Source organism: Promineifilum sp. (SeqCode), from assembly GCF_041918635.1.
Lineage (GTDB): Bacteria > Chloroflexota > Anaerolineae > Promineifilales > Promineifilaceae > Promineifilum.
In genome coordinates this window covers 1-17,968 of the sequence record NZ_JAYRVJ010000107.1, presented here as the reverse complement: position 1 = coordinate 17,968, position 17,968 = coordinate 1, and the positions used below count along the sequence as shown (strand labels likewise).

Genomic DNA, 17,968 nt, shown 5'->3' with positions numbered 1-17,968 from the left:
GCGCGCGGCACGTTAATCGCCGCCAACTCAAGCTCATCACGAAAGAGCCATTCGTCCATGCGCTTCATTATGGGGCATTCGGCGGCGTTTGCCAACAGGCATATATGTGAATTTCTGGGTTGCGCGGGCACTTTGTTCTTGGGGCAGGATGCAGGGATGGTTTTGCCTTTATTACTATGCGAATATGATTGGTGGCTACGTGCGCTGTCCACGCGCTCCCCCCCTTCTCGCCGGGTGGTATATAATATGGCCCATGTACATCGAAGTTCACCTGGGCGACATCGTGCGCCTCCGTAAAAAGCATCCGTGCGGCAGTTTTGAGTGGGAGGTCGTTCGGCTGGGGGCCGACATCGGTTTGGTGTGTCAGGGCTGCCGGCGGCGGGTGCTCCTCCAGCGGGGTGAATTCAACAAGCAACTCAAGACCATCGTCACCGTCGCGAAAGGCGAATAGGCGCTTCCCGATCGTGGTCACAACCTTCTTGGCCGCCATTCACGTCGCCAGCGTCGCCGGCCTGGCGCTGTATGGGCTTCTCGGCTTCCTGACACTGGCGCTCTACCTGCGCCATCGCCATGAGCGCCGGCCGCTGCCGGTCGTGCCTGAGAGCGCGCTGCCCTGCGTTACCGTTCAGTTGCCGCTCTTCAACGAGCGCGACGTCGTGCAGCGGCTCATCTCGGCCGCGGCCGGGCTGGATTACCCGCGTGACCGCCTCCAGGTGCAGATACTCGATGACTCAACCGACGACACAACCGACCTGGCCGCGCTGTGCGTGGCCCAGTGGCGAGCCAAGGGGCTGGATATTGCGCTGCTCCACCGCGAGCACCGCCGCGGCTTCAAGGCGGGCGCACTGGCCGAGGCGTGCGATAGGGCGCGCGGCGAATTCATCGCCATCTTCGACGCCGATTTCGTGCCCGAACCGGACTTTCTGCGGCAAACAATCCCTTTCTTCGCTCAGGATGAGCGGCTGGGCATGGTTCAGGCGCGGTGGGGACATCTGAACGAGGCCGACTCAGCGCTGACTGGGGCGCAGGCCATAGCCCTGGACAAGCACTTCGCCATTGAGCAACTGGTTCGGCATCGCGCCGGCTGCTTCCCCAAGTTCAACGGCTCGGCCGGGGTCTGGCGACGCGCCTGTATCGCCGACGCCGGCGGGTGGCAAGCCGACACCGCGTGCGAGGATTTGTGCCTCAGCACCCGAGCCGTGTTGTCCGGTTGGCGCTTCCACTACGCCAGCGACGTGGTCGCCCCGGCCGAGTTGCCGACCACGATTCTGGCCTACAAGAGCCAACAGGCGCGCTGGGCGATGGGGGCCACGCAATGCCTGACCAAATACGCCGGCCCCATCTGGCGGGCGCGCGAGCACTCGCTGCTGGCGCGCCTCTATGCGCTGCTGACCATGTCGGCCTATACCACCCACTTATTACTGCTGGCCCTGCTGCTGGTCCAATTGCCACTGATATTGAACGGCTACCGGCTGCCGGGTTGGCTGCTTGTGTTCACCGTGTTGGGGCTTGGCCAGCCGATCTTGTTCGTCCTGGCGCAACAGGCGCTTCGCGCCAACTGGGCCGGCCGGATTGTCGACCTGCCCGTCTTGCTGCTCGTCGCCATCGGCACCGCGCCCAGCAATGCCGGCGGCATCTTGCGCGGTCTGTCCGGCCGTGAGTTTACCTTCTCGCGCACCCCCAAGGGTCTGGGGGGCAGCTACCGGATGCGATTCGATCGCTTGCTCCTGGTGGAACTGGGCCTGGCGGGCTATTCGGCCGTGACGCTGGCGCTGGCCCTCAGCCGTGGCGACAGCGGCCCCGCTGTCCTGCTGTTCACCAGTATGTTGGGCCTGGGGTACGTCGCCCTGCTCGGCTTGCAGGAGACCTTTCGATCAACCTGCCCAACCAAGTAGCCGATCCTTTTCGGTCAATATCATGAATATCAACATCGATATAAAATATCTCAATCTATCTATTGACATTTCTAACGACCTGCTGTAAGATGATGACAGATCGCGGTAGTAACTTGCCGTCGTCTCGATAAGATTATTGATTAGAGGCTTACACTTGTGAACCCCGTCATCGGCCAATGTCCCATCTGTCGCCACACGTTGCACGTCACCCAGTTGCAATGCCGCAACTGCGACACGTCGATCAACGGTCACTTCACGCTCGGCCGGCTCTACCAGCTCAGCGCCGAGCAACTGGAATTCGTGGAGATCTTTCTCCGTTGCGAGGGCAAGATCAACCGCGTCGAGCAGGAGATTGGCCTTTCCTACCCGGCTGTCCGCGCGCGTCTCAACGACGTGATTCGCGCCCTCGGCTACGAAGTGGGCGAACCGCCATCGCGCAACGTGCCGGAAGAGGTTCGGCGCGACATCCTCAGCGAGTTACAGGCCGGCAAGCTATCGGCCGAGGAAGCGCTTCAGTTGCTACGCGGCGATTCTGAGTAGCGCGGCGCAGCCTTTTACCCAGGCTACACCCAATCTAGAGGCGGTTATGATGGACCCAGCAACCCAGGGAGAGTTCATGCTATCGTTTGTGGCCGAGCGCCACCAGCAGCGGATAGAAGAGCAGGCGCGCGCCGCTCGACCCACGGCGCGCAACCGCTGGCACAAGCGTTTGAGGATATGGGCCGGCGATCAGTTAATTGATGCCGGCGGCGCGTTGAAGGCGCGCCGCCACCTGGATTTCCCCCGGCCGATTGAGCCGGCGGCCTAATGGAGGTGCAGCGAGATGAACCCGAGTGAAAGAACAGAGATTCTGGAGATGTTGGCCCAGGGCCAGATCACGGCCAAAGAGGCGATGGCTCTGCTCGACCAGGGGAAAGCCCAAGAGGCGGGATTGCCAGACCCGATAGCGGCGCTGAAGAGCGTCGAGGCCGATGATCTGTCCATCGAAGAGATTAAGGTCAGCGAGACCCAGGACGTGTATGCATCCAAGCCGGTCAAGAGCGAGATCGTGTCGCCGGCGACGAGCGACGGCCAGAAGGCGCGCTGGCTCAAGATTCGCGTCGAGGACATGTCCACCGGCCGCCGCCGGGTCAGTGTGGCGCTGCCGCTAGGTCTGGTCAGCTTCGGGCTGGGCATGGCCCGGCGCTTCGGGGCCGACGTGGGCGACTTCGGCCCCGTGGATCCGGAACAGTTGTGGGCGGCGCTGCAAGCGGAGCAACAGGGCGTCCTCGTCGACGTGGAAGACGAAGAGGACAACGAGCGCGTGCAGATCTATCTGGAGTAGTGGAGCAGCGATGAGCAAAGAACACATTCCCACGGGCAAGGCCCCCCACATCTTCCTCGACAGCTGCGATGGCGACCTGGTCATCCGCGGCCGGCCGGAGCCTGCACTGCAGGTCAAGGGCGAGTTCGAGGTGACGGAGAGCGACAAGGGGTATCACCTAACCGGGCACGGCGGGCTGACGCTGATCGCGCCGGCCGACGCCATCCTGACGATCGGAGATGTCGGCGGCGACCTCGTCGTCAAGCACGTCGCCGGCTTCTGCCACGTCGATCAGGTGCACGGCGACGTGGCGCTCACCGACCTGGGTCAGGTGGAACTTGGCGTCGTGAACGGCGATGTCAGCGCCCGCCACCTGCGCGGCTCTCTGGCGGTTGACCAAACACATGGCGACGCGCAAGTGCGCAACGCCGCCGCGGTGACGCTGGGCACGGTCCACAGCGATCTGGTCGCCCGGCATCTGAGCGGCGCGCTGACGGTTGGCGAGGTCTCCGGCGACGCCGACCTGCGCCACGTCGATGGCGACGTCGTCCTCTCCTGCGGCCACCGCGACGTGAACCTGACCAACGTCAACGGCATCGTGACCGTGACCGACGTTCACGGCGATATCCGGCTGCGCGGCCGTCTGGGCCAGGGCGATCACTCGCTGCAAGCTCAGGGCGACGTCGTCGTCCGCTGGCCGGCCGGCGCGCCGCTGAATGTGACCGCGACCGGGGCGCGTATCGATAACCGGCTGCCATTGGAAGACGCCGTCGCCAAGAATGGCGGCAGCCTGGTGGGACGCCTGGGACAGGGCGAAACCCATCTGATGATCAATGCCGGCGGCCGGGTAGTGCTGCGGGAGGTGGAAATGGTGGACGAGAAGTGGGGCGATTTCGGCGGCGCGGAAGCGGGGTTCGACTTCGAGATAGACATGGGCCCCATGGCCATGGGCAACATCGGCGCGCGAGTGGAAGCTGAGGTAAACCAGCACATCGCCCGCGTTACCCAAGACCTCGGGGCCAAGTTCGGGGCGAACTTCGGCCAGCGGATCGCCGAGCAGGTGGCCCGCAAGGCGGAGAAAGCGGCCGAACGCGCCGAGCGCGCCGCGGAACGCGCCCGCCGGCGGAGCGGGGACGCGCGTGGGCGCGCTGGCGTCTTCGACTTCACCGCCCCACCCGCTCCGCCCAAGCCGGCCTCTATGGAGGAGCAGTTGAAGATTCTCAAGATGGTCGAAACCGGCAAGATCACGCCCGAAGAGGCGAATATGTTGCTGGAGGCGCTGGGAAGTTAGCCATTGCCCATTGGCTCAAGGCTCGCACCCGATTACAATAGCGACGGGAGAAGAAGCAAGCATCCGCAGATTACGCAGATTACGCAGATTTAGAAGCGTATCCGCCGAGGTTCTGTACGCATTGCTGCTCCTAGCTATACGTTGATACGGTGCGAGCCTAGAGCGATGGAATGGTCATAACAGTTCCCGCAACCCGGCCGGGCGAGGGATTGCGCCCGGTAGACATGGGACGTGACGTGCCCCAGATTGTCGAGTTGTTGCGTATGGTGTTCGGCGATGCGCTGGACATCGACGACCAGCAGTTGTTGGGCGGGCCTAGTCCGGTGACCGAGGTAATCTATCGCTTAAGTCCGGCAACCACCCGGCTGACCAATGGCTTCGTCTGGCAGGCGGACGGCCGCATCGTAGGCAACGTGACACTTCTGACCAGCAAAATCTGGGATCGCTATCTGGTCGCCAACGTGGCGGTGCACCCGACTTACCGGCGGCGGGGCATCGCTCGGGCGATGATGGGCGCGGCGGCCTCAGCGGTGCGGACGCGCGGCGGGCGGGTTATCCTGCTCCAGGTGGTCAAGGACAATACGTCGGCCATTGACCTCTATCAGTCGCTGGGGTACGTCAGCCTCGGTCATATGACCTCTTGGTCTGCGCCGGTCTCGCGGCTGCGCCACGTCGCGCCCGCCGCGGGAGACGAGCGCGTGCCGCCCATCCTGGCCCTGCCCGGCCACCGCTGGCGCGAAGCATACGACCTGGACGTAGCCGCGTTGCCGCCCGATCTCAACTGGCCGGAGCCGCTGCGCCCGGACGCCTACCGGCGGACGCTATGGCAGCGGTTCGGCGACTTCATGAGCGGCCGGCAGGCGGAGAGCTGGATCACGGCCGACGAGCGGGGGCGGCTGAGCGGGCTGGCGAGCATTGCCAGCCAGTGGGGCCACAGTCATCACGTCGCGCTGCGGGTACGGCCGGATTGGGCCGGCCGGCTGGAGAGGCCACTGCTGGCCAAGGTTGTGCGCCGGCTGCACTATTTGCCGCGCGGCAACGTGCGCATTGACCATCCCGACGACGACGAGACGATGAACCAGTTGTTAAAGGAAGCAAATTTCAACGTCCAGCGGACATTGACCCACATGCGGCTGGACTTATCGCGGTAGTGGGCAAGGTAAAGGAATCAGGCCATGGCAACGACAGAGGAACGCCTGCAAATTCTCAAGATGATCGAAGAGGGCAAGATCAGCGCCGCCGAAGGCGCCGAACTACTGCGCGCCCTGGACACCAAGGGGGAGCGCAACCAACCGATGGAGCCGATGAAGGGCAGCAGCGCCCCGCGCTGGTTCCGCGTGCGCGTCACCGACGTGCAGAGCGGACGCAACAAGGTCAACGTCAACATCCCAATGGGATTGGTCAACGTGGGCATCAAGATGGGGGCGCGCTTTGCCCCGGAGATCGAGGGCAAGCAGTTGGACAGCATCATGGAGGCTGTCCGCAGCGGGCAGCTCGGCAAGATCATGGATATTACCGACGAAGAGGACGGTGAGCGGGTCGAGATTTTTGTTGAATGAGCGGCGTGGCGCGGAACCAGGACACCGACTATTTGCGCCGGGAGCAGTACGCCACGGCGCGCAATCTGGCCGCCCGCGCCGCGCTGCACGAGCGCTTCAGCCACAACCCCGCGCCGTGGCAAGCATGGGTCTTCGACCGGCTGGCGCTGGGCATAGGCGAGGCGGCGCTGGAATGCGGCTGCGGGCCGGGCTGGCTGTGGGTGGAGAATCTCCACCGGCTGCCTGCCGGTTGCCGCGTGACACTGGTAGATATCTCTGATGGGATGCTGGCGGAGGCCCAGGAGCGTCTGGCAAGCCAACCCGACCGCTTTACCTTCCGGCAGGCAAACGTCCAGTCTTTGCCGTTCGAGGATGCCTCCTTCGACCTCGTCGTCGCCAACCACATGCTTTACCACGTCCCTAATCTGGACACGGCGCTAAGCGAGATCCATCGGGTGTTGCGCCCCGGCGGCCGGCTGGTCGCGGCGACCAATGGCGCCGATCACATGCGCGAGCTGCACGAACTCGGCCAAGCGCTCTTCCCCCACCTCGACCACTACCTCGCCAACCCGGCCCGGGCCATCACCCATATCTTTCGCCTAGAGAACGGCGCGGAACGATTGGCCCCCTGGTTTGAGGATGTGCGCTGTGACCTGTATGACAGTTGGCTGGAGGCCACCGAAGCGGAGCCGCTGCTCGACTACATGCTCTCGATGCCTGGGGCCGAGACGGCCATCACCCCGGCCATGCGGCTCGAGGCGCTCGACCGGCTGACCGAGTGCCTGGCGGCTGACGGACCGCTCCACGTCACCAAGCAGACCGGCGTGTTCCTGGCCCGCCGCCGGTCAGGTTTGTAGTCAGGCAATTTATTGCCGTTCTTCCTGCCATATAGCTGCAACCCATGTGTAACCCACTTCAGAAAGTGGGGCACACCTGCACGGAACGGCAATGAATTGCCTGACTACGAACACTACGGCAACTGCCTCTTGACGAGCCCCCAACTCCTGTGCTAGACTGCTCTTGGCCTACGGGCTAAATCTACCGCGGAGGTGCATGATGCAAGCCAAACTAAATGTCATTGAACAACCGATGATCCGGCGCTGCACGGGCACGTCCGCGCTCCCCCGCTAATCTCCTCCGAGATCGAACGACAATCGAATGAGCGGCCGCGGGCGGCTTCTGGCCGGCGTTCCCTCATGGGCGTCGCGCAGCGCCATGTCTCTGGCTGGCCTCCTCATCCCAGGAGCGGCCCATCATGGTTTGTTTTCGATTGTTTTGAGTTCGACATCTCGCCATGGATAAGTACGACGCTTACGAAAAGTACGCTGATTTCGACGACACCTATAGCCGCCAGGACGTGAAGCTCAAGACGGCGCATAAGGTCAACACCAACAGGATCAAGAAGAAGCCCGCCGCGGTCCGCGCGGAGTTGACGGACTTCAGCGACGATGCGGCCGACTGGGTTCCCAGCTACGTCAAGCCGCTGGACCCCCAGCACCACGAACGGCAGTGGGTCATCGACTCTCTGGCCTCCTTTTACCAGGACAACGTCATCACCGACGTGACCCACCGCGTGAAGGGGGGCAAGGAGGCCAACGTCTACCGCTGCACGGCCCACCCGGCGGCGGGCGTTGAGCTAATCGCCGCCAAGCTTTACCGGCCGCGGATGATGCGCACGCTGAAGAACGACGCCGTCTACAAGGCGGGACGGCAACTGCGCGGCGAGGATGGCAAGCTGATGAAGGGCCGCCGCGAGAAGCTGGCGCTGGCCCAGAAGACGACGTTCGGCAAGCACCTGGACATGGTCTGGTGGATCGGCAATGAGTTCAGCACGCAGAAGACGTTGTTCGAGGCTGGCGCGGCCGTCCCCCGCCCCATCGCCCACAACGGCAACACCATCCTGATGGACTACATCGGCGATGAGCAGTCGCCCGCGCCGGCGCTCATCGACGCGTCGCCCGAACCGGGCGAAGCGGCCGATCTGTTCTCGCTGATTATCGACAACGTGAAGCTGATGCTCCAGCACCACCTGATACACGGCGACCTCTCGCCCTACAACATCCTGTATTGGGAAGGAACGGCGGTGATCATCGACTTCCCACAGATGGTCAACGCGCGCATCAACCCGCACGCCTATGAACTGCTCGAACGGGACGTGACGCGCGTCTGCGCCTACTTCGCGCGGCACAAGGTGCGATCAGACCCAGCGCACCTGGCCCGCGATCTGTGGCTGCCCTACATGGGCAGCCTGCCTTGAATCATTATGGCAGTCAGCAGCAAAGGCATGCGCAAGGTCAACGTGCGCGGGCGGCAGTACTTCTGGCAGGTGCAGGAGAGCGACCGGCCGGTCGTGCCGGAGCAGGGCTTCGTGCAGCCGGCCGGTCCGGCCCGCTACCTGCACATCATCTCCAGCAACAAGCAGCTCATCGTCCACTACCGCCTGCCGCAGCCCGGCGATCCGTCGGCGTTATTGCTGGTGGAGGGGCCGGAGTTCCCGCGCCAGCCGGGCGCGCGGCAGGTGCAGGTTCCGCGCTGGAAGCACGACAGCAAACCTTACCCCACAGCCGATTTCGTGCGGCGGCTCATCGGCTGGTGTCTGGGGATCGATGAATCGTGAGCGGCGGCGCGACTTTGCAGCGCGCGGCGCGTAATGCGTGTTATGGACACGCAATCATCATCTACTCTACAGGTCTATGGCAACGAGGCGAAACGCCTGCTGCGGCCGCTGCTGATTTTCGTGGCCTTGCTCTGGTTCGTCGAGATCGTCGATTGGTTATTGCTTCGCGGCGCGCTCGACGGGTTGGGCATCATTCCGCGCCAGGTATCCGGGTTGCGCGGCATCCTGTTCGCGCCATTCCTCCACGGCAGCTTCAATCACTTGATAGCCAACACTATCCCCTTTCTCATCCTGGGTTTCATGGTGATGCTGCGCTACAGCCGGTACTTCCTGAGCATCTCAGTCATCATCGCCCTCTTCAGCGGCCTGGGTATCTGGCTGGTCGGCCCGGCGCACACCGTCCACATCGGGGCCAGCGCGCTGATCTTCGGCTATTTCGCCTTCCTGCTGGTCAGCGCGTGGTACGAACGCAGCTTTGGGGCCGTGTTCCTGGCGCTATTGGTGATTGTGCTCTACGGGGGGCTGCTAAGCGGTATTCTGCCCCAGGGCGGCGGCATCTCCTGGCAGGGGCACTTCTTCGGACTGGTGGGCGGCGGCTTGGCGGCCTACTACGTCAGTCCGCGCAGGGCCTACAATGCCACACCGCCGTAGCTGTTAGCCGCCAGGTCTAGTCGAACACAGGCGCCTCCGCGCGCAAGGAAATAGGTCGTGCCCGAAAGACCGCTCCCTATCGAGCAAATTCTGACCATGCTGGCGGAAGCGCCGTCGCGCATCGCCGCGCTCACCGACGACCTGACGCCGGAGCAATTGCGCGCCGCGCCCGCCCCCGGGGAGTGGTCGGCCAATGAGGCGCTGGCTCACTTGCGCGCTTGCGCCGACGTGTGGGGCGAGTGCATGCTGCGGATCAGCCAGGGCGCGCCGACCCTACGGGCCGTTAATCCCCGCACCTGGATCGTCAAGACGGACTATCTCGATCGGGAGTTTCAACCCTCTTTGCGGGCCTACGCCGCGCAACGCGCCGAACTGCTGGCGATGCTAGAATCATTGGCGCTGGACGTATGGGCGCGGGCGGCGATGATCACCGGGGCGGGAAAGCCGTTGGTACGAACGGTGCATGCTTATGCGCAGTGGATGGCTACCCACGAACGGCCCCACATCAAGCAGATCGGGCGTATCGCCGCCGTAATGCGCGCCGCGACGTGACAGCGCCTGGACGACCTGCTAAAGCTAGACGGCTGGCCGGCTGTCCAGCAGGGCCATGGAACGCTCGTACTGCCGCTGGCCGATGGCGGCCAAGCCGATGCTGAGGATGTAGAGGATCAATAACGGGCCCATTGTCAACAGCATCGTCACCGGGTCGATCGACGGTGTGATGACGGCGGCCAGGACGGCAATACCCACGATGGCTACCCGCCACTGGCTGCGCAACGTTGATGCCGTCACCAATCCCACGCGGGCCACAAAATAGATAATGATCGGCATCTGGAAGCTGAGGCCGATCCACAGCAGCAGGCGCGTGACAAAGCTGATGTACTCCTGCCCTGTCCACTCGGCGCGGAAGATGTCGGGCATGAAGTTGGCCAGGAAAAAGACACCCGCCGGCGCGAGGATGAACCAGGAGAAGGCCAGCCCTAGGCCAAATAGAAAGAGCCCGGCCGGTATGAATATGTAGATGTAGCGCCGCTCATGTCGGTGCAACGCGGGCTGGATGAAACGCCAGAACTCAAACAGGATGATGGGCATGGCCAGCACCACGCCGGACAACAGCGAGACGCGAAAGTAGGTTTCAATGCCCTCGGTCGGCCGCAACGTCTGCAGGGCGGCGACGGCGTCGGGCACGCTGTTCACGTAAGGCTGTATCAGGAAGAGCAAGAGGCGTTTGGCGAACAGAAAGCTGAACGCTGTCGTGACAAGCAGCGCGATGGCGGCGCGGGTCAGGTGAATGCGCAGTTCGTTGAGGTGGCCGAAGATACTCAGAACAGGCCCCTCTCCATCGGCAACCGGATTGGGCAACGTGGGCCGGGTCATTCGTCAGGGTCTTCGGCGACGCTTACGCGCCGGGGTAGCTTCGCCAACGCGGGCGGCGTGGCGGGGGGGGCGGCAACCTGTCCATTGGAAGCGGCAGGCGCGCCTGGGGTCGCCAGGAGGGACGGTGGACGATGGATGGGCGTGGCCCCCGCGGGCAGTTCCGGCTTACTCAGCGCCGCGGAGAGGCTGGGCGGCATGATGGAGTTCGGCGCCTCGCGCTTGGTATCGCGCACAAGTTGCCGCGTCTCCTGCGCCGTGCCGCTCGCCAGGGTGAACACCTCGTCGCGCAACTCGGCCACCTGCCGGCGCAACAGTTGCAACTCTTCGACCGTATCGCGCAACTGGCCGCCCTGGTCAACCGAATCAAGTTCGGCGTTGAGCTGGCGCAAGAAGCCACGCGAGACGACCTGCAGGCGCGCCGTGAGCCGGCCAAGCGTCCGCGCGGCGCGGACGATGCGCTCTGGCCCCATCACCATGCCGGCGATCACCACAATGAGGATGAATTCCGGCAGACCGATGCCGAAAATGTTATCCATTGTAGGTGGGAAGTTCTTAAGCTTTTGGCTCGGTGAAGGTATCGGCTTTGTCGGCCTCTTTCTCGTCCGCGTCCTGACTATCTTTCAGCCCCTCGCGGAAGGCAGATACGCCCTTGCCCAACTCGCCGCCTACGCGGGCAATGCGGCCGACGCCGAAAACGATCAAAACCAGCGCCAACACGATTAGCAGTTCCGGCCAACCAAATGTACCACCCATTGCATTTGCTCCTCGCGCTGAATCTCCCTCAGCACATCCGACAACAGATTATACCAGAAAACGCCCCATCCTGGCGGCAACGATGGCAAAGGTTAATGGGGAGCATGAAAGAGATGGACGCGCCGGTGCGCTGCTCAGCCGGCTGACTCTGCCCCGCAACTCACAGTCACCTCGCGGTAATTGAGGAACCACGCCGGCAGCGTATGGTAGCGGTCGCGCGGCTGCCAGACGCGGCCGATCTCCACCCCCTGAACCTCTTCGCGCAGGGCGTAGGCGGCCACGTGCTGGTAGAGCGTCAACGCGGGCAGGTCGGCGTCGAATTGACGCAGGAACGCCTCATAGTGCGGGGCGCGCTCGTTCTGGGACAAAACCTGCCGGCCGGCCTCCAGCGCTTCGCTGGCCCGGCGGTTATTCCAGTCGGCAAAGTTCTGGCCGCGCACCATCGCCTCCTGACTCCAGAAGTCGTACAGGTCGGGGTCGCCCGGCGGCGTGATCTCTACCAGAGCCACGTCGTAGGCGCGGGCCACGAGCGTCTGCCGCAGCGCGTCTACGTCGGGCAGCAGCGAGAGTTGCGCGTTGATGCCGGCGGCAGCCCACTGCCGGGCCACATCCTCGGCCACGGCCCGCTGCTCCGGCCGGTCGAGCGCCACCAGCCGCAACGCCAGCGGCGCGCCCTCGCGCGCCCGGCCGCCGTCACCCATGACCCAGCCGGCCGTGTCCAGCAGCGCGGCGGTCGTTTCCGGTTGGTAGGTGTAGGCCGTCAGCAGATCGGGGCGGGCCATCCACGTGCCCAGCAGGTAAGGCCCCTCGAACTCGATGCCCTGCCCGGCCAGCACGCCATCCACCAACGCTGTCCGGTTCAGCCCATAGGCCAACGCCTGGCGCACTTCTTTAGTTTTCAATGCCGCCGCGCCGTTGTTGCCAACGTTGAATAGCAGGGTGGAGTAGCGGGGGGCGATGGAGGTGAACAGGCGCGTCCCCGTCTCGGCCGCCACCTGGGGCGTCAGTGTCGGGGGCAGCCCGTTGGCCCCGTGAACCTCTCCGGCGCGAAAGGCGGCCAGCAAGTCATCGGCGTTAGAGAAGAAGCGAAACTCCAGGTCGCTCAACTGCACGCCTTGCCGCCAATAGGCCGGGTTGGGGGTCAATCTCAGCCGGCCGGTGCGTTGCCAATCCTGACCCGGCTGAACCATGAACGGCCCGGTTCCCACAGGGGCGGCGTTGAAGGCAGCCGTTGCCAGGTCGGCCACGGGGACATCTTCCAGCAAGTGGGCGGGCAGGATGCCGCGTGTCGTCGCCTCAATGAAGGGCACATAGGGCTGGGTCAGGGTGAACTGGATTTGGCGCTCGTCGACGGTCGTGATGGTCACCGACTGCCAGAGTGTCTGCAAGTGGTCGGGGCCGGGGAAAGCCTCATCCTGGATCAGCCCGTAGGTGAAGGCCACGTCCCGCGCGGTGACCGGCTGGCCGTCGTGCCACGTCACTCCCTCGCGTAAGGTGAAGCTCAGCGTCAGCCCGTCTTCGCTGTAGCTCCACGCCTCGGCCAACGCGGGCACAACCTGGCCCGCTTCATCGTAGCGCACCAGCCCATCGTAGATGAGGTTGCCCAGTTCGCGGTCAACCGGGTAGGCGTCGCTGAACAGCGGGTTGAGCGTGGCCGGGCGGCCGACGATGCCCTCGACGAACGTGCCGCCGGCAGCCGGGACGGTGGCCGTGCAGAGCGCCGCTGACTGGACCTGGTATGACAACAACATCAGTACCAGAGCCAGCCCGACCAGCGCCAGCAACGCTTGCCAGCGAATATCAGGTTTCATGCCAGCGGAGAGAGGTCAGGGCGCGCGTCAGCCTCTAGCTAACCTGCCCCCAGGCCAGGAAGCTCAGCAGGACGCTGATGAAGAAGAGGACGGCGATGCCAATGGTCAGGCGATGCAGAACCACCTCGATGCCACGACGGGTGCGAAAAGCGCCGCTCTCACCACCGCCGCCCAGAAAACCGCCCAAGTCCTGTCCCTTGGACTGGATGAGAACCAGCGCCGTCAGCGCGGCGGCCAGAATGATCACAATAATGCTCAGGTAAGGAGCCCACGGTTGCAGATTCATGGTGTTACGTTATTCCTCAGTCGCATACCGGCCGAACCGGGTTTCTTGCTTCCGAACGAGGAATTATAGCGGGCCAGGCGGTTGCCGTCTAGTCCTGCCGCAAAACCTCATCTTGTCCCACCAAGTGCGCCCACGTTGGCAAGCGGGTTGCATTTGTGGCCTCTGGCGGCTGTGGTACACTCAGATGCCGCGCCGCTTGCGGCAGTATCCCTTATTGGACCAGCCTGTGATCGAGTTTAAGCAAGTCACTAAGAAATACTATGGCCTGACCGCGCTGCGCGACGTCAGCCTGACCATCCCGCCGGGCGAGGTACTGGGCCTGCTCGGCCCCAACGGCGCGGGCAAGACGACGCTCATCAAGCTCATCGCTGGCCTTATCACGCCGACGAGCGGCGAGTTACGCGCCACGCCAGCCGCGGTGGCGGCCAATGACGGCTGGCCTACGATGGGCTACAAGCCGGAGCGGCTCGTCTTCCCCGGCAACCTGGGCGTCAGCCAATACCTCGAAATGATTGCCGGGCTGTGCAATATCGACCGAACTCACGTTGACAATGCCGTGCTGGAGAGCCTGGCGCGGGTCAATCTGCTGCCGGCGGCCGGGAAGCAGATCAAGACGCTCTCCAAGGGCATGCGCCAGCGCCTCGGACTGGCCCAGGCGCTCATCGGCAACCCCGCCCTGCTGCTGCTCGACGAGCCGTCGAGCGGCCTCGACCCGGAAGGCCAGGAAGAGATGCAGACCTACATCGAGGAACTGCGGGCGGCGGGCAAGACCATCCTCATGTCCACCCACCAGTTGGCCGAGGTCACGCGCGTCTGTACCTATCTGGTCATCCTGAAAGACGGGCAGGTGCTCTACCAAAACCCAATGGCCGAAGCGCTGACCTTGCGCCCCTACGTCGCCATCCACGTCGATCGGCCGCTCGACGACGCGCGCCCCCTGCTGACACTCATCCATGCTGACGTGGGCGTAGAAGGTCAGGAAGTCGTGTTGCGCAATGAGGCCATCGCCATGCGCCGCCAAATCCTGTCGGTGCTCATCAACCAGGGGTACGACATCATCAGAGTGGAGCAACGCCGCGTCACTCTGGCCGAGATCTATGCGGAGGCAGTCCAATGATGCAACGCATCGGTATCCTGACGGCCTATTTCGCCAAGAGCCTGTTTTTCTCGCTGACTGGACTGATTCTGCTGATCCTGAGCCTCATCTACTGGGCCGTGCTCTTCCCGCCCGGGCAAGGCACGCCGGACGTGGAGAACTACGTCATCCTGGTCGGGGCGCTCGGCGCGGCGGCAACATTTATGGCCGCTCTATCCATCTCGGCGCGGGCCGGACGCATGGAGAACTACCCTCTGCTCGTCCGGCTGCCCAGCCGGGTGGAATATCTGGCGGCGGTCTTTCTCAGTTCGCTGATCATCGGGCTGGTGTTGCAAGTGTTGGTGGCCGGTCTGGCGCTCATTCGCGGGCCGGAACTGACCAAGGCTCACCTGCTGGCCATCCCACCCCTGTGGCTTTCGGTCAACATCCTGGCCGGCATCCTGGCCCTGCACGCTTCTGACCTGGTCACGGCCGGTTGGTCGCGGGTGATCATCTTCGGTCTGCTGGCCGTCCTGCTTCTGCTGAATGGCGTCGCCGCCAGCCCGGATTCCTGGCTGGCCGAGCGGATGATCAGCCTGTCCGACGTATTCTACCGGCTCAACTTCACCGGGTTAGCCGATCTGGCGTCGGAGGCGGCGGGCTGGTCGGGCGGGGGGATGTTAGTATCCCTGTCGCGCGTCTCTAGCCTGGTCTTCTGGCCGTTCCGGGCAATGAGTGACGCCGTCTTTGCCGGCGGCTTCACGACCTCGCAGGCGCTGGCCCCGGCCGTGCTGATGCTCTACAGCGCTATCCTCTTCCTCACCGCGGCCCTGTTCTTCGCCGGCAAGGACCTGGAGTTCATCGAGTAACGCAGCTATTCGTCGTCCTCGTCGTGGTCGGGGAAGTACTGGGCGTTCAGGAATTGCCGCAGCGACTCCCGCGCCTCAGGCGTCAGCGCCTCGCCGGTGTAGACGTGGTGCGAGCCATAGTCGAAGGCCAGGGCCGGTGGTTTCGCGCTCTCATAGAATGGCCGGACGTGTTTCATGTCGTAGGCGTCGGTGTTGCCCCAGATGGACACGGGCCGGCGAACGATCAGCACCTCCGGGTTGATGAAAAGGATCTCCCGGTCGCTGGCGTAGTTAGACCACTGCCGCCACAGGAATCGGCCGAAGCGCCACATGATCAGCAGTCCGACCAACAGCATGAGGATGAATATGAAGCCGTAGCGTTCGCGGGAAAGGGCCACCTGAACGATGAAGACCAGCCCCCAGACCATCATCACCAGCCAGGTAATCACGATGATGGTGTAAACGATGAGGAAGGGCCAGTTTCGCTTCAGGGGGAGTACGATCTTCAGCCGTTCCGGCTTCTGCTCGAAGTGCACTCCACTGATCATGGGAAATTTGTCCGCCATAGGAAGGGGATTATAGCTCGGCGCGCCAGTGGCGGGTAGCCGGCGCAGTTGCCGCCGGGCGGCCGGACGATACAATCCCTTCCCATGCAACGCGCCCGTCACCTCCTGCGCTCGTCGGTTATCGTCATCGTCCTTTTCGCTCTAGGCAAGCTGGTCGGTCTGGTGCGTGCCCGTCTAGTGGCCCAAGCCTTCGGGACGACCCCGCAGTTTGACGCCTTCACCGCCGCCAACCAGTTACCGGAGGTGTTCTTTACCGTCATCGCCGGTGGCTCGCTGGCTGCGGCCTTCATCCCGGTCTATAGCCAATATCTCGCCCAAGACAACCGCGCCGCCTCGGCCCAGACCGCCGCCAGCGCCCGGCTGGCGAACACCGTTCTGACCCTGGTCATCCTGCTGCTGGGCGGCATCTCGGCCCTGGGCGCGCTCTTCGCGCCGTGGCTGACGCAACACGTGCTCGTGCCCGACTTTGCGCCGGAACTCCAGCAGCTCACGGCGCAGATCATGCGCATCATCCTCATCCAGACAACCATCTTCGGCATCGGCGGCGTACTCAGTAGCGTCCTCAACGCCCACCAACACTTCACCCTGCCGGCGCTGGCGACCATCGCGCTCGACATCGGCTACTTCGTCGGCCTGTTCGTCTTTGTGCCTCGCTGGGGCATCCACGGACTGGCCTGGGGAACGGTGGTGGGCGGGCTGCTGTTCGTGGCGATACAGACCCCCGCACTCGTTCGCTTCAGCCTGCGCTTCCGGCCGCGGCTGGACTTCAGACTGGCCGGCGTGGGCGAGGTAGTCCGGCTGATGGGCCCACGCATCGTCACGCTGGGCGTCATCCAACTGGCCGACCTGTTCATCATTCGCCTGACGTCGGGGTTGCCGGCCGGCGCAACGTCAGGCTACTTCTACGGCTACGGCCTGATGCAATTCCCGCAGACGCTCTTCGGCACGGCCATCGCTCTGGTTGTCTTTCCCACGCTGGCCGAACTCTACAATGCCCACGACCTGGAAGGGCTGCGGCGAACAGCCGGGCGGACGCTGGGCATCATCTGGACACTGACGCTGCCGGCGGCGGCGGCCACCGTGCTGCTGGGCCGGCCCATCATCGTCACCCTCTTTCAGGGCGGCGCGTTTGACGCCGAGGCGACACAACTAGTCTACGCAGTGTTGGCCGTTTTCAGCGTGCGCATCGTCAGCGAATCGACCCTGGAGGTGGTGGCGCGACTGTTCTATGCCCGCCATAACACGCTGGTGCCCATGCTGACCTATCTTGGCTGGTTCGCCCTGACGATAGCCCTGTCCTACGCGCTGGTGGGCCGGCTGGGCGTCGTCGGTCTGGCGCTGGCAACGACGGTGGGGTTCACATTGCTGGCGGCTGTTTTGTTCGAACTTAACCGGCGGGCGCTGGGCGGGCTGGGTGGGCGAGCGCTGCAACTGTCCTTTGCGCGGGCGGCGGTGGGCGCGACCATCATGGCCGCGGCCATCTGGGGCGTCGGACAGGTCATCACGGACACACTGCCCTTTCTGGTCATTGGCGCGTTGGTCGGCGGCGTCGTCTACGTCGCCGTCACGTGGCTGCTCGGCGGGCGGGAGCTGCAAGCACTGTGGGCCATCGCCCGAGACAGGACAACTCCAAGCGCATCATCCGCCAATTAAGCCGTCTAGGCCAGTTTGAAAAGTCCACGAGTCAAGCTTGCCACTCAGAATTGAACAATTGTTCATTTCTATAAACTCGATCTTGACGCGCGCGAACATCTGTGCTATATTACATCCATTGCACGCGCTCGCCGTCACAGGTCTGCCTCTTGAAAGACCGCTTAATTCCTGAAATCTGTGGATGCTTTCGCGCGTCGTGCAGCAAGCCACTCTTATCTAATCTGAAGGAGTATCCTCAAAATGGCACGTTCCAACGGCAATGGCAATGGTAACGGCGCGCTCGACGGCCGCCTGGCAACGCTCG

23 protein-coding genes are annotated in these 17,968 nt (G+C 63.7%); 16 read left to right on the top strand and 7 right to left on the bottom strand.

Going from position 1 to position 17,968, the window contains the following annotated elements; genetic code table 11:
- A partial coding sequence (locus tag ACE3UY_RS03655) for a hypothetical protein (RefSeq protein ID WP_374686197.1) occupies positions 1-212 on the bottom strand: 212 nt, incomplete at its 3' end.
- Between the two features lie 41 nt (positions 213-253).
- Here ACE3UY_RS03655 and ACE3UY_RS03650 point away from each other — a divergent pair.
- The 13 genes from ACE3UY_RS03650 (at position 254) to ACE3UY_RS03590 (ending at position 9,847) form a co-directional block, all read left to right on the top strand.
- The gene (locus ACE3UY_RS03650; protein ID WP_374686196.1) at positions 254-451 is read left to right on the top strand and encodes a DUF951 domain-containing protein; all 198 of its coding nucleotides are present in this window, start codon (positions 254-256) and stop codon (positions 449-451) included.
- A gap of 13 nt (positions 452-464) precedes the next feature.
- Complete coding sequence (locus tag ACE3UY_RS03645; RefSeq protein ID WP_374686194.1) at positions 465-1,895, top strand: glycosyltransferase; 1,431 nt, start codon at positions 465-467, stop codon at positions 1,893-1,895.
- A 156-nt stretch (positions 1,896-2,051) separates the two neighbouring features.
- A complete protein-coding gene (locus ACE3UY_RS03640; RefSeq protein WP_374686193.1) occupies positions 2,052-2,435 on the top strand; it encodes a DUF2089 domain-containing protein in 384 nt (127 codons plus the stop codon).
- A gap of 46 nt (positions 2,436-2,481) precedes the next feature.
- Positions 2,482-2,703, top strand: a complete 222-nt coding sequence (locus ACE3UY_RS03635; RefSeq protein ID WP_374686192.1) for a hypothetical protein — start codon at positions 2,482-2,484, stop codon at positions 2,701-2,703.
- Positions 2,704-2,718: 15 nt separating this feature from the next.
- Positions 2,719-3,219: a hypothetical protein gene (locus tag ACE3UY_RS03630; protein ID WP_374686191.1), complete on the top strand. Its 501-nt coding sequence runs from the start codon at positions 2,719-2,721 to the stop codon at positions 3,217-3,219.
- Between the two features lie 10 nt (positions 3,220-3,229).
- Entirely contained in the window at positions 3,230-4,489 is a 1,260-nt protein-coding gene (locus tag ACE3UY_RS03625) for a hypothetical protein (RefSeq protein WP_374686190.1), read from the top strand.
- 170 nt (positions 4,490-4,659) lie between these two features.
- The gene (locus ACE3UY_RS03620; RefSeq protein WP_374686189.1) at positions 4,660-5,640 is read left to right on the top strand and encodes a GNAT family N-acetyltransferase; all 981 of its coding nucleotides are present in this window, start codon (positions 4,660-4,662) and stop codon (positions 5,638-5,640) included.
- Between the two features lie 24 nt (positions 5,641-5,664).
- The gene (locus ACE3UY_RS03615; protein WP_374686188.1) at positions 5,665-6,048 is read left to right on the top strand and encodes a hypothetical protein; all 384 of its coding nucleotides are present in this window, start codon (positions 5,665-5,667) and stop codon (positions 6,046-6,048) included.
- Positions 6,045-6,884: a methyltransferase domain-containing protein gene (locus ACE3UY_RS03610; protein WP_374686187.1), complete on the top strand. Its 840-nt coding sequence runs from the start codon at positions 6,045-6,047 to the stop codon at positions 6,882-6,884. The genes ACE3UY_RS03615 and ACE3UY_RS03610 overlap by 4 nt, the downstream gene beginning before the upstream one ends.
- Before the next feature lie 437 nt (positions 6,885-7,321).
- A complete protein-coding gene (locus ACE3UY_RS03605) occupies positions 7,322-8,284 on the top strand; it encodes an RIO1 family regulatory kinase/ATPase (protein WP_374686186.1) in 963 nt (320 codons plus the stop codon).
- Positions 8,285-8,311: 27 nt separating this feature from the next.
- On the top strand, positions 8,312-8,644 hold the full coding sequence (locus ACE3UY_RS03600) for a hypothetical protein (RefSeq protein ID WP_374686185.1): 333 nt from the start codon (positions 8,312-8,314) through the stop codon (positions 8,642-8,644).
- Between the two features lie 42 nt (positions 8,645-8,686).
- Positions 8,687-9,295, top strand: coding sequence for a rhomboid family intramembrane serine protease (locus ACE3UY_RS03595; protein ID WP_374686184.1), 609 nt, complete (start codon positions 8,687-8,689; stop codon positions 9,293-9,295).
- Positions 9,296-9,352: 57 nt separating this feature from the next.
- On the top strand, positions 9,353-9,847 hold the full coding sequence (locus ACE3UY_RS03590; protein ID WP_374686183.1) for a DinB family protein: 495 nt from the start codon (positions 9,353-9,355) through the stop codon (positions 9,845-9,847).
- Positions 9,848-9,871: 24 nt separating this feature from the next.
- Here ACE3UY_RS03590 and tatC read toward each other — a convergent pair whose 3' ends face one another.
- The 5 genes from tatC to secG all read right to left on the bottom strand — a co-directional run bounded on the left by tatC (position 9,872) and on the right by secG (position 13,522).
- Positions 9,872-10,672 carry a twin-arginine translocase subunit TatC gene (gene tatC, locus ACE3UY_RS03585; RefSeq protein WP_374686182.1) on the bottom strand — a complete coding sequence of 267 codons (801 nt, stop codon included), beginning with the start codon at positions 10,670-10,672 and terminating at the stop codon, positions 9,872-9,874.
- Positions 10,669-11,208, bottom strand: coding sequence for a hypothetical protein (locus tag ACE3UY_RS03580; RefSeq protein ID WP_374686181.1), 540 nt, complete (start codon positions 11,206-11,208; stop codon positions 10,669-10,671). Before ACE3UY_RS03580 ends, tatC begins: the two co-directional genes overlap by 4 nt.
- A gap of 16 nt (positions 11,209-11,224) precedes the next feature.
- Positions 11,225-11,425 (bottom strand): twin-arginine translocase TatA/TatE family subunit, encoded by a 201-nt coding sequence (locus tag ACE3UY_RS03575; RefSeq protein ID WP_374686180.1) that lies wholly within the window; start codon positions 11,423-11,425, stop codon positions 11,225-11,227.
- Between the two features lie 134 nt (positions 11,426-11,559).
- Positions 11,560-13,236 (bottom strand): peptide ABC transporter substrate-binding protein, encoded by a 1,677-nt coding sequence (locus tag ACE3UY_RS03570; RefSeq protein WP_374686179.1) that lies wholly within the window; start codon positions 13,234-13,236, stop codon positions 11,560-11,562.
- A 34-nt stretch (positions 13,237-13,270) separates the two neighbouring features.
- A complete protein-coding gene (gene secG / locus ACE3UY_RS03565; protein WP_374686177.1) occupies positions 13,271-13,522 on the bottom strand; it encodes a preprotein translocase subunit SecG in 252 nt (83 codons plus the stop codon).
- Positions 13,523-13,748: 226 nt separating this feature from the next.
- On the opposite strand from secG, the gene ACE3UY_RS03560 reads away from it, so the two are divergent.
- Both ACE3UY_RS03560 and ACE3UY_RS03555 read left to right on the top strand, forming a co-directional pair.
- Entirely contained in the window at positions 13,749-14,639 is an 891-nt protein-coding gene (locus ACE3UY_RS03560) for an ABC transporter ATP-binding protein (protein ID WP_374686176.1), read from the top strand.
- Positions 14,636-15,466: a hypothetical protein gene (locus tag ACE3UY_RS03555; RefSeq protein WP_374686175.1), complete on the top strand. Its 831-nt coding sequence runs from the start codon at positions 14,636-14,638 to the stop codon at positions 15,464-15,466. Before ACE3UY_RS03560 ends, ACE3UY_RS03555 begins: the two co-directional genes overlap by 4 nt.
- A 5-nt stretch (positions 15,467-15,471) precedes the next feature.
- On the opposite strand, the gene ACE3UY_RS03550 is transcribed toward ACE3UY_RS03555, so the two are convergent.
- Positions 15,472-15,993, bottom strand: coding sequence for a hypothetical protein (locus ACE3UY_RS03550; RefSeq protein ID WP_374686174.1), 522 nt, complete (start codon positions 15,991-15,993; stop codon positions 15,472-15,474).
- A 102-nt stretch (positions 15,994-16,095) separates the two neighbouring features.
- Here ACE3UY_RS03550 and murJ point away from each other — a divergent pair, with 102 nt between their 5' ends.
- Positions 16,096-17,664, top strand: a complete 1,569-nt coding sequence (murJ, locus tag ACE3UY_RS03545; RefSeq protein ID WP_374686173.1) for a murein biosynthesis integral membrane protein MurJ — start codon at positions 16,096-16,098, stop codon at positions 17,662-17,664.
- Positions 17,665-17,968 lie beyond the last annotated feature (304 nt).